Annotated in this window: 11 protein-coding genes and 1 tRNA gene; 2 read left to right on the top strand and 10 right to left on the bottom strand. The window is 58.9% G+C overall.

The features are described from left to right. Positions 1 to 139: 139 nt before the first annotated feature. From QP995_RS06860 to QP995_RS06850, 3 genes are all read right to left on the bottom strand, one after another. Positions 140 to 994 (bottom strand): serine hydrolase domain-containing protein, encoded by an 855-nt coding sequence (locus QP995_RS06860; protein WP_284853048.1) that lies wholly within the window; start codon positions 992 to 994, stop codon positions 140 to 142. 10 nt (positions 995 to 1,004) lie between these two features. Next, on the bottom strand, positions 1,005 to 2,387 hold the full coding sequence (locus QP995_RS06855; RefSeq protein WP_070854093.1) for a dicarboxylate/amino acid:cation symporter: 1,383 nt from the start codon (positions 2,385 to 2,387) through the stop codon (positions 1,005 to 1,007). Positions 2,388 to 2,717: 330 nt separating this feature from the next. Continuing rightward, positions 2,718 to 4,367 (bottom strand): DHA2 family efflux MFS transporter permease subunit, encoded by a 1,650-nt coding sequence (locus QP995_RS06850; RefSeq protein WP_083307937.1) that lies wholly within the window; start codon positions 4,365 to 4,367, stop codon positions 2,718 to 2,720. A gap of 281 nt (positions 4,368 to 4,648) precedes the next feature. Here QP995_RS06850 and QP995_RS06845 point away from each other — a divergent pair. Further along, positions 4,649 to 4,722 (top strand) — tRNA-Ile (locus tag QP995_RS06845). A 304-nt stretch (positions 4,723 to 5,026) separates the two neighbouring features. On the opposite strand, the gene QP995_RS06840 is transcribed toward QP995_RS06845, so the two are convergent. The 3 genes from QP995_RS06840 to QP995_RS06830 form a co-directional block, all read right to left on the bottom strand. Beyond that, a complete protein-coding gene (locus tag QP995_RS06840) occupies positions 5,027 to 6,721 on the bottom strand; it encodes an ABC transporter ATP-binding protein (RefSeq protein WP_049189604.1) in 1,695 nt (564 codons plus the stop codon). Beyond that, positions 6,718 to 8,406 carry an ABC transporter ATP-binding protein gene (locus QP995_RS06835; RefSeq protein WP_160310019.1) on the bottom strand — a complete coding sequence of 563 codons (1,689 nt, stop codon included), beginning with the start codon at positions 8,404 to 8,406 and terminating at the stop codon, positions 6,718 to 6,720. The genes QP995_RS06840 and QP995_RS06835 overlap by 4 nt, the downstream gene beginning before the upstream one ends. A gap of 497 nt (positions 8,407 to 8,903) precedes the next feature. Then, complete coding sequence (locus QP995_RS06830; RefSeq protein WP_038625984.1) at positions 8,904 to 9,470, bottom strand: thymidine kinase; 567 nt, start codon at positions 9,468 to 9,470, stop codon at positions 8,904 to 8,906. A gap of 94 nt (positions 9,471 to 9,564) precedes the next feature. Here QP995_RS06830 and QP995_RS06825 point away from each other — a divergent pair, with 94 nt between their 5' ends. Continuing rightward, on the top strand, positions 9,565 to 10,569 hold the full coding sequence (locus QP995_RS06825) for a PfkB family carbohydrate kinase (RefSeq protein ID WP_048732662.1): 1,005 nt from the start codon (positions 9,565 to 9,567) through the stop codon (positions 10,567 to 10,569). Positions 10,570 to 10,647: 78 nt separating this feature from the next. Here the strand turns inward: QP995_RS06825 and QP995_RS06820 are convergent, their stop codons facing one another. From QP995_RS06820 to QP995_RS06805, 4 genes are all read right to left on the bottom strand, one after another. Beyond that, entirely contained in the window at positions 10,648 to 11,280 is a 633-nt protein-coding gene (locus QP995_RS06820) for a MusI family membrane protein (RefSeq protein ID WP_070546210.1), read from the bottom strand. 115 nt (positions 11,281 to 11,395) lie between these two features. Continuing rightward, positions 11,396 to 12,292 (bottom strand): carbohydrate ABC transporter permease, encoded by an 897-nt coding sequence (locus QP995_RS06815; protein WP_284853049.1) that lies wholly within the window; start codon positions 12,290 to 12,292, stop codon positions 11,396 to 11,398. 18 nt (positions 12,293 to 12,310) lie between these two features. Beyond that, positions 12,311 to 13,156, bottom strand: coding sequence for a carbohydrate ABC transporter permease (locus tag QP995_RS06810; protein WP_016423090.1), 846 nt, complete (start codon positions 13,154 to 13,156; stop codon positions 12,311 to 12,313). Between the two features lie 179 nt (positions 13,157 to 13,335). Then, positions 13,336 to 14,619, bottom strand: coding sequence for an ABC transporter substrate-binding protein (locus QP995_RS06805; RefSeq protein WP_088611979.1), 1,284 nt, complete (start codon positions 14,617 to 14,619; stop codon positions 13,336 to 13,338). Positions 14,620 to 14,720: the final 101 nt, after the last annotated feature.

Raw genomic sequence — 14,720 nt, 5'->3', positions numbered from 1 at the left:
CAACCTCGGCATCCAAAAAGGCTGGATCAAATAACCGCAACACGCCCGGAAAAGACACACTTTTCTTTACTTAACCCGTGATTTAGCGCTGAGACGAAAAATCGGCGCCGCAAGCGACGCCGACTTAGCTCATATCCCCTTAATCTTCAGCGTGTTCTTCCAGTTCACGCCATAGTTCGTCGTTGAAGTCAGTCCACAGCGGCTTGGCCCATTCGCCGAAAGCTCGGTCGGTCAAGGCGATTGCCGCCCGCCCGGTTGGACGATGAAGCCACAGGAACGTGCCCGCCTGCCCGAAGTGGCCTGCGACATCCTTGGGCATCGAGGCGCCAAACCACAGCCCCTGCTTGGAATCGGGGTGCCCGAAAATCTCAAAGCCCAGGCCCCAATCGGCCGGACGTTGCATTCCATAGCCCGGCACGACACCATTCAGGCCCGGGAACTGCACGGTCAACGCTTCGGAGACGGTACCTGGGTGCAGGAAAGTCGGGGTGAAGATCTCATCGACGAAGACCATGAGATTAGCGACACTGCTACGCGCGCCATGCCCTGCCGAGCCATCCAGCACGGAATCTGACATCCCCAGCGGCTCAAACACGGCCTGGCGCAGGTATTCACTAAACGGCATGTCTGCCTCCGCAGCGATGGCATCGGCGATGATTTCAAAGCCCGCGGAGGAGTAAATGCGCCGCTCCCCTGGTTCTTTTTCCAGCTCACGGCTGGCAAACCTCACCCCGCCGGCGTGCGCCAGAAGGTGACGCACAGTCGCGCCGTGACCGGGTGGCGTGAGCTCTTGGTCGAGCTCCACCGCGCCCTCTTCGACGGCTACAAGCATTCCCATAGCGGCTAGCAACTTGGTCACACTGGCGAGCTCAAAAACGCGACCGCTATCTCCGTGGGTGTGCCAACTGCCATCGTCGGCACGCACGGCAGCCGCGACCGTGTCAACTGGCCACTGATCAACTTGCGCAAGAACAGAGGGCTTCCAAGAAGTCATGTCCTCAAGACTACGCAAGCGTGGCGGACTCGGACTTTTCGGCGGAATCGGACTTCTCAGCAGGCGCGTCTGCAGACTCGTCGTCCGACTCGTCGGCTGGCGACAGGTCGGCGTTGGCGCTGGCGTCCCACTCGTCCTTATCCCAGATTCCCGCACGCTTTGCGACGACCAACGGGACCACGGCCTGACCGGTAACGTTCACCGCAGTGCGGCCCATATCCACAATCGGCTCGACAGCCAGCAGGAGGCCGACGCCGGCAAGTGGCAGGCCAAGGGTCGACAGGGTCAGGGTCAGCATGACGGTAGCGCCGGTGGTACCAGCAGTTGCAGCCGAACCGATAACGGAGACGAAGATGATGAGCAGGTAGTCCGTGAAGTCCAACGGCACACCGTAGAACTGCGAGACGAAGATAGCCGCGATAGCCGGGTAAATGGCGGCGCAACCATCCATCTTCGTGGTGGCGCCCAGCGGTACTGCGAAGGAGGCGTACTCATCCGGTACGGCCAGACGACGGGAGACAACGCGCTCAGTGACCGGCATGACGCCCATAGACGAACGGGTGAAGAAGCCGAGCGAGGTCACTGGCCAGACGCGACGGAAGAAGTCGATTGGGCTAATGCCATGAATCTTCAGCACGACTGGGTACACGACTGCAATGACCAGGAACAGGCCAACGTAAATAGCAATGGCGAACTTGCCCAGGCTGCCGAGCGCTTCCCAGCCATACTCAGCGACGGCGTGGCCGATGAGGGCTGCGGTACCAATCGGTGCCAGGCGGATGACCCACCACAGCACCTTCTGCACGATGGTCAAAAGAGAGCCGGAAAACTCGATGAATGGCTCAGCCTTCGGGCCAACCTTCACTGCGGCGACACCGAAGACAATCGCGATGACCAGCAGCTGCAGGACGTTGAAGTTCAGCGAGCCGGATACAGCACCGTCAGATTCGCTGATCTTCACGCCAAGGCCGAGGAAGTTCTGCGGGACAATGCTCTGCAGGAATCCCCACCAGGAGCCCACGGAACTCGGCTCTTGCGCTGCCGAGGCATCCACACCAGAGTTAACGCCCGGTTTGATGACCAAGCCCAGCACGATGGCGATGACCACCGATACAAAGGACGTAATGGCAAACCAAATCAGTGTCGAAACAGCCAGCTTGGCTGCACCTGCGACCTGACGAAGGTTGGCAATCGACACTACGACTGCGGTGACAACTAGTGGTGGGATGAGCAGCTTCAACAGCGTGACGTAGGTACTGCCGACCTCGTCGAGCGCTGTGCGCAGCGAGGAGTCATCGCCAGTACTGCGGGCCATGAAGCCCAAAATGAGACCAATAATCAGGCCATAGACAACTTGGGCACCGAAGCCGGTCGCCCATTTAAATTTATTCACTTTTCCTCCTGGAGTTTTATTTCTCTGAAAACACTTGTGCCGCGCCTTATGCCGTCTGACAAATGAGCGCGACGGGATCCGAGGCCGCTGAGCTCAGCCTCGAAGAGACAGGCGCAGCGAGGCGGAAGCCCCGAAGTGTTTAGCGACAGGAGGAAGTGGAGATTCGGCCGTAATCGAGCCAACGCCGCTTTGTGAGCATTTTCATGTTGGTCATTTCTATCTAGCAAGTCCGGTTAAGAGACAAACGATAAGACTGCCACGATTGATGTTGTGACACCAATTTCCAACACAAGCTCACGACCGAATATTCCGAATCTTTAATTCGATTTCTCAGCTTGCTTGCGCATTCTCAGCCTGCCTGCGCAACTGCAGTACCTTCAGCGAGCAGAGGAAGCCAATAGTCAACGCGCCGACAGCGGAATACAGCGCAAACTGCGTGGCATGTGCAAACGCATTTGTCAGCGGCACCAACACACCGTCGGGAGCACCCTGCGCACGCAGACCAATCAGCATCGAGCCAGCGGAATCCTTCAGCCCCTGCCCCATCTGCTCCAGGCCCGGCGACAGCTTCGCGATCTCACGATCCAGCCCAATCGTCAGCGCCATACCACCGAGCGCAGCACCGAGCGCCGAACCAATCTGCCGAATTGTCGACTGCGTTGCCGATGCCTGCCCCGACAGACGCACCGGAATATCGCCAAGCACCAGCGAGGTCAACTGTGCCGATGCCAGACCAAGCCCCAGGCCGTAGACGATCAATGCAAATACAACGAGCCACAGCGGCAGGTCAACGCGCTCTTCGGCCGCCAACTGCAGCGAACCAAAGACCTCGAGACCAAGGCCCACAATCACCACACCGGCCGGGGTAATCCGAGCTGCCAGATGACGCGCCATGGCACCTGCGAAGAACGCACCGAGAGCCATTGCTGCCAGGACCAGGCCGGTTGCGATCGTCGATAAGCCAATCGCAGACACCAGGTAGAGCGGCAGCACGAAGACCAGCGCGAACTCACCCACCGCGACAAGCATCGCCGTGGTATTCCCCCAGCTGAACGTGGCGTAGGAGAACATCGACACGTCCAACAGCGCAGGATCCGCGTTCTTCCGACGACTGTTTTCCCACAGCACGAAAGCGACAAGCACCACCGCACCAACCAAGAGCGTGACGACGGGTGCGGAGGGAAAAGCAAACCCTATCTTGGCGCCTTGAATGATGCCGAAGACCACGGCACCAAAGCCAATTCCAGACAACACCAGGCCAAGGACATCGAAGCGACCCTCGCCATTGGTATCGCCTGCGGTGTTCGGCACCCAGCGCAGCGCAAGGACGAAAAGCACGACGGCGATAGGCACGTTGACCCAGAAGATAGCTTCCCAACCAGCAAACTGCGTAAGCACGCCACCCAGGAGTGGGCCGACTGCTGCAGCACCAGACATGACCGCACCCCAGATGCCGAATGCGGTGGCACGATCTTTATCACGGAATAGTGCGTTCACGCTGGACAGTGTTGATGGCAGAATGCACGCGCCACCAATGCCTTGGATGACGCGGGCAATGACCAGTGGCGCCAAGGCTGTGGAAAGTGCGGCCACGACGGAGCCGACCGTGAAGATGACCAGACCGACGAGAAAAAGCGTTCGACGGCCGAAGCGGTCGCCAGCGCGGCCAGAGGTCAGGAGTAGTGCGGCGAAAACGACGGAGTAGATTGTGGTGATCCACTGCGCGCCCACGATGTCGAGACTCAGCTCCGAAATGATGGTCGGCAATGAAACACCGACGATGGTGCCGTCCAGGACGATCATGCCGAGGCCAACCGCGAGCACGAGCAACCCCCACCATCGCTGTGGTGAGGCCGCGAACTCAGCGATCTGATCCTCGTTGGCGATTGCCATGACGGGGGTGCCCTTCGCTTTCGCTGTGGCACCGGCTTGTGCGTCGGCTGAGACGTCGGCGCTGCTCAAGGGAGGTTTTGTACTCATAGGATTAATGCTAGAAGTGTCCAAGCACTGATTCATCAACCGAAAGTCGTAACTTTGCGGGGGCTTTGGTTCGTTGAGGATGGGGAGGCAGCTTGCTTCATCCCGCCCGGGAGATGAGGTCATTGAGAACGAGGGACAGATTCATTGGGCCTGTGTAACTGCTCCCAGAGTCGCTGGCTATAGGGCTTTTATCACCGCACGGTGGCAGATTGCTATGATGCTATGAGGTTTTGGGCATTGGTTCATAGTGCTTAATTACCACTTCACAGTGCCAAATCCTTGCCCCTATAGCTCAGTCGGTTAGAGCAGAGGACTCATAATCCTTTTGTCGCAGGTTCGAGCCCTGCTGGGGGCACGATGTGAAGTCTCGCAGCATTCTTGACAGTGTGCTGTGGGACGTTTCCGCTTCCCAGCGCCGATTTTGGGGGCTGCTGTCTCGCAACCTGCTTGCCAAGATGTCTCATGACATTGTTGACACTTTTAGGCGGTGGGGTTACTCCGGCAGGTGGGTGGTGAGCGGCGTGGGGCGAAGTGCTCTATGTTGGTTTTCTTTTGGTAGTTGGCCGTTGGGTCGATGATGTGTCGAGCCCTGGAAGACCGCTCGGTCCCCCATTGCGGGCGTTCGGCACGCCTGACTTGGGTTACCGAGTTAGCTATCACTATCGAGCCCACAGCCGGGCATAGGCCGGCGACGAATCTAGCAAATCCTCATGCGTCCCCGCTGCGGCCACGCGCCCGCCGTCCAACATAACGACCTGATCGGCAGCCGCCAACGTGTGCTCCTGATGCGCGATTACTAGCACTGTCGCCAATCCGCTGAGTTCGCGCAGTGCCTCCTGCACAGCCACGGCGGCGGACGCGTCGAGCGATGAGGTCGCCTCATCCAGCAGTAACACAGGCGCTCGCTTCAACACAGCGCGGGCCACTGACACACGCTGCCGCTCGCCGCCCGAGAGCAGTCTGCCACCTTCACCGACGCGGGTCGCCCACCCTTGTGGCAAGCGATCGACGATCTCGTCGACCCGAGCTATTTTCGCGGCGGCGTTCACCTCGGCGTCCGTGGCTTCTGGACGACCGAGCAACACGTTCGCGCGCAGGGTGTCGTCAAGGAGATAGACGTCCTGGAACACCAACGACGTTGCCCCGAGGACATCGGCACTGGCCATGTCGCGAACATCCACGCCGTCGAGCCGCACGGCCCCTGCGTCCACGTCATGGAAGCGGGCGATCAAGCGAGTGAGCGTGGTCTTGCCCGACCCGGATGGCCCGACGATGGCAGTAACTGATCCCGGCGCAACAGTCAGATTGAGATCATCAAACACCATCGCGTCTCCGTAGCCGAAGCGCACTGCGTCAATCGCAATCTCCGGCGGATGCGTCGGTGCTGGGACTGGCTGCTCGGGTTCCGGTAGCCCCGGCTCGTCTAGCAAATTGACCACCTGGTCGAGTTCACGATCCATGCGGCGCAGCGCCGTGCCGAGTTCAGAAAGTGTGCGGAGGGGGCCCATTACCTGGGTGACGATCAGGATAAGACCGATCATCACGAGCGGGTCCACACCGCCGAGACTGCGCCATACGGCCACGGTGACCACAGCGCCAAAGACCGTCTGTACCACGACACTCTGGACAATCATCGATGCGGCGGAGGCCAGCTGGGCCGACATACCGAGGCGACGTTGTCGGTCAAGTGAAGATGCCAGGGGTGCATAGCCAGAACCTGCCACTCGCGCCCCGCGCAGCGCCGTCTGGTGCTTGGCCAGGTCGAGCAGCGCGGCATCCGTGCGGTGTTCCGCGGTGGTGAGTCGGGCGTCGGCCCGGGCACTCCAGGAGCGAGCCAGCACAGTCGAGGCGTACACGAGCGGGACCCCGACGGCGAGCGAGAGTCCCAGCCGCCAGTCAAGGAAGAAGGTCACGAGCACTAGAGTCAACGGAGTCGCCACGTAACCGATGAGCGGAGCAAGCACGTCGCCGATCGCGGTGGCGACGAACATTGTGCCGCGGACCGAGAGCCGTGAGGCGTTGGCTGCGGACCCGCCATCGAACCACCCCATCGGCAGACGCATGAGCTGCCGCGCCAGTTGGCGATGCATCGACGACATCAGAGACATGGTCAAATCGACGCTCCCGCGCGTGACCCACACCGTGAGTAGGGCATGGACGCCGGCGCAAACCACCATTGCGATCAACCACCAGAGCGTCGAGCTGAAAGTCTCCTGGGCCAGGTGGGCCAGTACTGGGACCAGACATGCCAGTGACAGTCCCTGTGCGACTCCGGCCGCCACAGCCACTGCTGTGAATCGCTGGAGTGTTGAGCGTCCTTCTTGTCCAGCGATCCGTTCAATCTGCGTGATCATCGAGCACCTCCCGTGACGGCGGCCTGGTTGCGCCATAGCGCGGCGTACTGCCCATCGGCGGCGAGCAGGGATTCGTGTTCGCCTTGTTCGACGATTCGCCCTTGGTCGAGGACGACGATCTGGTCTGCGTGGGTGATCGTGCCAAGGCGGTGGGCGATCATGATGACCGTGCGTCCCCGGGTCAGTTCGGCGAGGGCCTGCCCGATCGCGGCCTCATTCTCGGGGTCGATCGCGGAGGTGGCCTCGTCGAGTATGAGCACGTGAGGGTCGGCGAGGATGGCCCGCGCGATGGCCACGCGCTGGGTCTCACCGCCGGAGAGCCGAGCGTCTTCTCCGACAACGCTGCCGTATCCGCGGGGTAGTTCGCGGATCCGCGCGTCGATCGCCGCTAGGGAGGCGGCGTGCTGGATGTCCTCGTCGGTCGCGCCCGGACGCCCGAGCGCGATGTTGTCGCGGATGCTCATGGAAGGCAGGCTCGGGCTTTGCAGCAGGATGCCGACGTGTTGATGGAGCACGTGCGGGTCGATGTCGCGCACGTCGACGTTGCCGATCCGGATCGCACCGGCGTCAACGTCACGGAAGCGGGCGATGAGAGATGCGAGGGTCGATTTGCCCGAGCCAGAGGCCCCGACCAACGCGGTGACCGATCCTTCTCGTGCGGTGAGCGACACCCCATGCAGCACCGGCTCATCTGGCGCGTACCCGAAGGTCACGTTCTCGATCGAGACATCGGTCCCGGCGGGCTCGAGGGGATGTTCAGCCACGAGGAGTTCGGGCTCGTCGAGAAGGGTGATGAGTCGTCCGGCGGCTTCTAGCCCGTCGTTGATGTGTTGTTGCCCGGCCCCGACCGTGAGCAGCGTGGCGGGCAGCGACAGAGCGATCATGGTGACCACGACGACGTCGGCGACATCGCTCCACCCGGCGGCGACCATGGCAGCACCGGGAACGACGACAGTCAGCGCGACGACCGGCAACCCCAGGGCCGTGAGAGCGATGGCGTGGGCACGCATCTGGGGTGTGACAAGCGTGCGGAACTCCGAGGTGAAGTCGTCTGACGCCCTGGTGAAGCGCGCCGAGCCAGTCTCCTCAGCCCCGAACACGCGCAGCACTGCGATCCCATCGACGAACTCGATTACCGCGGCGGAGACCTCGGAGAGCGACTCGGCAATCCGGGCCATGACAGAGCGCATGTCTCCGGGCGCGAGCACGGAGAACAGGACCATGTAGGCCACCGGACTGATCACGCAGCACAGCCCGAGTCGCCAGTCGATGGTCAGTGCGACGATGACGCCGACCACCGGTGTCAGAACCGCCGCGGTGATCTCGACCAGCGCGTGGGCGACAAGGTGGTGGAGGCTCGCGACATCGTCTTGGATTATGCGGCGGACGCGTCCGGAGGAGCTCTGATCGAACCATCCCAGTGGGAGTCGGCTCAGCTTGTCGGCCAGTTGCACGCGCAACTCGGCCTGTAGCCGCAGGTCGACCAGATGGGTGATGAGCAGCGCCAGCGACCCCAGGGCGAGTGCGCCACCGAGTCCACCGATGAACCACCATACTGCTGGCCACACCTTGTCAGTGCCTAGGAGTAGTTCATTGACGATCCGGACCAACGCCAGCAGTGGAATGGCACTGGCCAAGCTCCCGAGCACCTGCAGCAAAAGGGCGACGGCGATGGGGGCGGACACCGGGCGGAGAATGCGCCAGGCGGGTTTCCCCGTGTTCGCACTATCCTCCGTCGGCTGACTTGTCGGCCCCTTGGGCGCCGTGGTGGGTTCGTCAGTCGCGTCCGACACTGCGTTACCTCCTCAGTAGACAACCACTCTTGTTTTATATAAGGCTATCCTAACCTAACTAGTAACGCGTCTGTAAGTACGTCGGTGATTCCGAGGCACCCACAGCCATGAGCGGTGGACAGCCGGTACCGCCGAGGACATCGCGGTGTGACTGAAGAAGCTCAGGTGTCCGTAGAGGTCAAGCCCCGTGTAGGCGCTTTGTGTTTAGAGCACGTATTTGACGACACCATGGTGAGTTTCGAGTAACACCCGAAGCGTTCGGTCTTTGGGCAGGGTTGGAGGTTAAGGGGGCTAGTTCATCGACTGCCGGGGCTATTCCCTTTTTGTCCCTTTTCCTCTTCGCCCGTTTTCTTGTCCCACTCCTAGCTCCCGGGACTACCCTAGGCAGCTCACGCCCACTTCCCCGACATCCGGTTGTAACAGCTGGCGCACAGGGAGATGTACTTCGGCGCTTCGAGTGCCTCAATTTCCACGGTTTCGCCGTCGAGGATAATGCTGCCGTCCGGATTCAACCGTGCAGTAAAGATGGCCTTCTGCCCACAAGTGCAGATTGTCTTAATTTCCTCAATGGTGTGGGCAACTTCGAGCAATCGCTGGGAGCCTGGAAAGGCATGGGTGCGAAAGTCGGTACGCAGGCCGTAGCAGAGCACCGGGGTACCGCGAAGGGTAATGCCCAGCAACTGATCGACCTGGTCAGGGGTAAGAAACTGTGCTTCATCGATGATAAGGCAATCGTGGCCGTCGGCAAGCGAGGAGAGGTCATCGCCGTCGTGGATGAGGTGCGCGCGTTCCGCGATTCCGATGCGGGAGTGCACGTCACCATCAGCCAAAGTATCCACGGCCGGCTTGGCGATCAACGGTCGCATGTCGCGCTCGCGGTAGTTGTGGGCGACGCGGAGGACCTCGATGGATTTTCCGCTGTTCATGGTTCCGTAGCGGAAGTACAGTTTTGCCATAGCCATCGATTGTAGGGCATCGATTCGCGGGCTCTGACGGCTGTAAACTCGGGCCGCCAACACGGATTTGAATTCCCGACTATCCTATATTTTTATGCAGCCGATTCCTGACCTGAATGAGAATCCAACAGTTGTTGTATGTGGATCTATCCACCTAGATACCCTGGTACAGGTCGATAGCGTACCCGCAGAAGGTGGCACGCTCATCGTTGATGACGGCACGAATATGCTGGGCGGCAAGGGCGCCAACCAGGCCGTTGCTATCGCTTATAACGGTGTCCGTGCGATCATGGCCGGTACGGTTGGTGAGGACCGCGCAGCGGATTTCGTGGTCGAGGAACTCAACGCACACGGCGTAGATGTCCACTCCATTCAGACGTCCTGGGATTTGCCGACCGGCAGCGCTTTCGTCGCAACGAACCGCAAGGGTCGCCCGGTGATTTTTGTCCAGCGCGGTGCCGATGCGCTAACCGACCCCACCGATTTCGTCGACGAGTTCGCATCAGCGGATGTCGTGCTCGCGCAGGGCGAGCTCCTTCCGGAAGCAACTGAGGCCATCGCGTCCGTCGCATCCATGTACAGCGCGCGACTGGTGCTGAACCTCAATCCGGTCGTAACCGTTACACCTGCCCTGATTGACCATGCAGATCCGCTGATCGTCAACATGAAGGGCGCCTGGGAAACAATCCGTCGCCTGGACATCGCCGAAGGAATCCGCGCTACCGACTACCGCGCACAGCTCGAGGCGCTTCTGCAGTACTGCCCCAGTGTCGTCATGCTCCGGGGCGACCACGGCTGTCTCTTCGCACAGCACTCCGACGGTCTCGACGACGAGCCGACAATCTACGAGCACCCCGCGCTCAAGCTGCCAGAGGAGAAGATTGTCGACGGCACTGGCTCCGGTGATGCGTTCGTCGGCACGCTCACCGCGGAACTGGCTAAGGGCACCTCGCTTTACGACGCCGTCCCCCTGGCCACCGCAGCAGGCGCAGCAGCTGTACAGGCGGTCGGCGCATGCTCCGCTTTTGCACGTCGCGAAAAACTGCTGGAGATGGTCGAGGCGGAGGATTTTCCCCCTGTGAAAGAGTACGCGGGCTAAGAATTGTCAACAGCCTGGTGTGCGAGCTGGCACCGATTAAGTCAGTGCCAGCCGGGCCAGTGGGGCCAGCGGGAGAACCTACCCAGCATTGTCTGGCAGAACGGGCTCAAGCGCCAGCATCACCAAGTACCAACTCAACGCGTACCCGATGAGGAAGACATAGGTAGCAATCGCGTAGATTTTCGCCGGGAAAAAGAATATGGCCGCGGGCACGATGAGAAGCGCCAATACTGCGAGCGCAGTCCGCGGCAGGTTTTTGACGGTCATGCTGGTGGCCGTTGCCAGGGTTCGGCGGAGCGACGAGTGACCGTCGGAAAGCGAGCACAGCGAGTAGACCCACGCGGTAATTCCCAGCAGTATTAGCGCCCCGGAGGTAACTCCTGCGGCGAAGATCAGGCCGACAGTGCCGAGGTCCGCGCGGGAGATAACGTAAAACTCATAGCCAATGCCACTGGCGAGAACCAAGGTGAATAGCCACCACACGGTTGGTGTGCGCCAATTGTCCAACAGTGCGCGCAAGAAGCGCCGTACGGGCCTTGAGCCTTCGTCACGGACCATGTCGCGAGCGACTACTACTCCAGCGCGAGTTGCGGCGCCTGCAGTGACTATCGGGATGGATGCGACGATCATCAGCAGGTTGATGATTACAAGGTCTGCTAACAGCGACCAGGCTGCGTAGAACTTTGTATCGGTGCTGAAAAATCTATCCACGGGTTCATATCCTAATAAAGGCTGATTAACAGACGAAAGCCTCAACCTACGCGGTTGAGGCTTTCGCTTTCGTAAAACGCGGTGCTTGGCGTCCTATGCGCTAACGCTTAGGCAGCTATCCCTTAACGGCACCCGCAGCAACACCCTCGATAATGTGCTTCTGGGTGGCGACGTAGAAAATCACAATCGGAATGATTGCGAGCACCAGCATTGCCATCATCGCGCCAAGGTCACGGTTACCGTTGGAGCCAACGAAGCTCTGCACGACAACCGGGATGGTCTTGTACTTAGTAGACAGGCCAATGACCAGGTACGGCAGCAGGTAGTCGTTCCATACCCACATAGCGTTCAGAATGGCGACAGTCACTGCAGTCGGCTTGAGCATGGGCAAAACGATGCGGAAGTAGTTCTGCATCGGAGATGCGCCATCAATCATCGCGGCTTCCTCGATGTCAATCGGGATGGACTTGATGAAGCCGGCAAACATGAAGACCGACAAGCCGGAGCCAAAGCCCAAGTAGAGAACCACGATGCCGATTGGGTTGTTCAAATGCAGCATGTCGGCGATCTTGACGGTCGGGAACATCACCATCTGGAACGGGATGACCATCGAGAACACAAACAGGTAATACAGCAGCGAGGTCCACCACGTCTTCACTCGCGTGATGTAGTAAGCCGTCATCGCAGAGAAGAACACAATCGCAATAACCGAGAGGATCGTGATGACAAAGGACCACACGATCGCCCAGCCGAAGCCCTCCTTCATCAGGCCGACGGCGTAGTTTTCGAACCCGACCCACATGTCACCTAGTGGCAGCTGGAAGGGGTTATCTGAAATTGCGAACTTGGACTTGAACGAGTTGAAGATAATGAACGCGATTGGCCCCAAGAACACGACGGTCAAAAACACCAGAATCGCGTAGATGATGACCTTAGATACGCCTCCCACCTTGGACTCGTCCTGCTTAGCGGGCTTGGCCTTGGGGAGCTTGGTGGCCGTTTCAGTGGTCATTGCAGCGTCGACAGACATTTATGCCTCCACTTCCTTGCTGCGAGTAGCACGCAGCTGCAGCATCGCGATCGCTACGACCACGACGACGAATATTACTGCCTTGGCTTGACCAACGCCCTCCACACCAATTCGGTTGAACATGGTGTTGACGATGTTCAGAGCAACCATTTCTGTCTCTGAACCCGGCGCACCATTGGTCAGGGCCAAGTTTTGATCGAAGAGTTTGAAAGTGTTCGACAGAGTCAAGAAGAGGCAAATGGTAATCGATGGCATGACCATCGGGATAGTAACGTGCCGCAGAATCTCCCAGCGTCCGGCGCCATCAATCTCCGCAGCTTCGATGAGCTCCGGTGGGACATTCTGCAGACCGGCAATATAGATAATCATCATGTAACCGACCAGCTGCCAGTTGATGAGGATGATCAGACCGGCGTAACCGAACTTCCAGTCGGACACAATCGTCGTACCGTACGATGCCAGCACGGCGTTAATCATCGACTGCCAGGTATAACCGAGCACGATGCCACCGATAAGGTTCGGCATGAAGAAGACTGTGCGGAAGAAGTTCGTGCCCTTCAGCTTGCGCGTCAGAATCCATGCGATCCAGAACGCGAACAAGTTCACAGTAATGATGGAAACAACAACCACCATGAGAGTGAATCCGAAGGAAGCGACGAAGCCCTCGCGCTCACTAAAGGCCTTCTGGTAGTTCTCGATACCAACCCACTGCGCATTAGTGATGGTTGTGAAGTCAGTAAATGATAGGAAGAAACCGATAACGAACGGCACCAAGAACGCGATTGCAAAGGCAATCAGCGTGGGTAGCACGAAAATTGGGAAATACTTTTTCAATGTTGCTTGCATCTACAACACCGCTCCTAAAGCTAAAGGCGGAGCCTGGTGCCTCGAGACCGGTTTAACAGGTCACCGAGCCCCGAGCTCCGCCTTGCCATTGGATGAACTCATTCCGTCGGTTGTTCATGCGCGAGAAGCTTTCGCTTCACACTCACCGATGGAATGGATCACCATTGATTTGCTGGTATTTAATTGTTCGGAGATTCCGCATTCCAGCTGTCGGCGAAAGTCTCGACAACCTTGTCCCACGGCATCTTTCCGGAAGCGTACTGCGCCAGCGCTGCGCCAAAATCATCCTTGAACTGCTGCGACGGGAAGTACTGGAAGTCCCACGGGATGGTGGTCAGGTCCTCGTTCTCAATTGCTGCGGCCACTTCCTTGGCTAGCGGGTCATTCGGAGTGTCGGCTTCAGTGAAGTTCTGGAACGGAGCGATGAATCCGAGATCCTCGACGACGTACTTCTTGCCCTCATCGGTGTTGAACAGCCAATTGACGAAGTCCTTCGTTGCCTTTTGGGAAGCCTCCGAAGCCTTGGAGTTGACCGTCAGGTAGTTCTCAGTACCAACCGAGATGCCGGTCTTATCCTCGTCCTTCAGGCCCATGTACATAGGCATGAACTTAATCTTGTCCTGCTTGACCACGTTGCCGGAGACATCGTTGATCTGGGACCATGCCCAGTTGCCATTCTGAACCATAGCGGCCTTGCCCTGGGCGAATTCCGCCATCGAGTCGGACACAGCCTTCGACGGGGCCAGAGTCTTTTCGACAGTGGAGTTATTCAGGTACAGATCAAAGAGGTTCTTGAACTCCTTGTTGTACTTGAACTTCACATCAGCGGTTTCCTTGGTGCCAAGGTCCTCGAATTCATAATGAACCGGTCCGTTGGCCAAGTGTGTCTGCCAGCGCCAATCCTCACCGGATGCGAGCGAGGTGGAAGCGAAGGTGCCGGAAATCCCCAGCTTGTCCTTCTTGGCCTGCATGTCCTCAGCAACTTCCTTCAGCTTTCCGAAGGCCTTAATCTCGTCGATGCTCTTGGCCTTGGCATCGGGCAGCGCGAAGTACTTGTCCATGATCTCTTCGTTATAGATCAGGCCAAACCCCTCGACTGCAAACGGGACGCCGTATACCTTGCCGTCCTCGCCCTTCAGCGGCTCGATGCCCTCGTTGAGGTTTTGTGCGATCTCAGTGTCAGACATGTCTGCCATGTATTCCTGCCAAGTACGCAGGCCCGCCGGACCATTGACTTGGAACAGTGTTGGCGCGTCCTTTTTACCAATCTCGGCCTTCAGAGTTTGCTCATAGGAATTCGAAGCAGCAGTAACGACCTTGACCTGGACACCAGTCTTGTCAGTGTATGCCTTCGCAATCTTCTGATATGCGGCATCCTGCTCCGGCTTGAAGTTAAGGAAGTAGACACCACCATCTGCAACCGCATCATCACTCGAGCACGCAACCAAACCAGCGGTTGCCATCAGGCCTGCTGCACACAGAGCTGAAAGGCGCTTGAAGTTCTTCACTATATTTTCTCCCTTGAGAAGAAAGGCCACTTCAATGGCATCCTCCGAGCAATTCG

Source organism: Corynebacterium sp. MSK032 (assembly GCF_030232065.1).
Lineage (GTDB): Bacteria > Actinomycetota > Actinomycetes > Mycobacteriales > Mycobacteriaceae > Corynebacterium > Corynebacterium jeikeium_D.
The sequence above is the reverse complement of the archived record's forward strand: the minus strand, read 5'-3'. Positions and strand labels throughout refer to the sequence as shown.

Bases quoted from the DNA above. Each gene is read 5' to 3' on its own strand.
- QP995_RS06860 (WP_284853048.1), bottom strand. From the start codon at position 994: ATGACTTCTTGGAAGCCCTCTGTTCTTGCGCAAGTTGATCAGTGGCCA.
- QP995_RS06850 (WP_083307937.1), bottom strand. From the start codon at position 4,367: ATGAGTACAAAACCTCCCTTGAGCAGCGCCGACGTCTCAGCCGACGCA.
- QP995_RS06840 (WP_049189604.1), bottom strand. From the start codon at position 6,721: ATGATCACGCAGATTGAACGGATCGCTGGACAAGAAGGACGCTCAACA.
- QP995_RS06830 (WP_038625984.1), bottom strand. From the start codon at position 9,470: ATGGCAAAACTGTACTTCCGCTACGGAACCATGAACAGCGGAAAATCC.
- QP995_RS06825 (WP_048732662.1), top strand. From the start codon at position 9,565: ATGCAGCCGATTCCTGACCTGAATGAGAATCCAACAGTTGTTGTATGT.
- QP995_RS06815 (WP_284853049.1), bottom strand. From the start codon at position 12,292: ATGACCACTGAAACGGCCACCAAGCTCCCCAAGGCCAAGCCCGCTAAG.
- QP995_RS06810 (WP_016423090.1), bottom strand. From the start codon at position 13,156: ATGCAAGCAACATTGAAAAAGTATTTCCCAATTTTCGTGCTACCCACG.
- QP995_RS06805 (WP_088611979.1), bottom strand. From the start codon at position 14,619: ATGGCAACCGCTGGTTTGGTTGCGTGCTCGAGTGATGATGCGGTTGCA.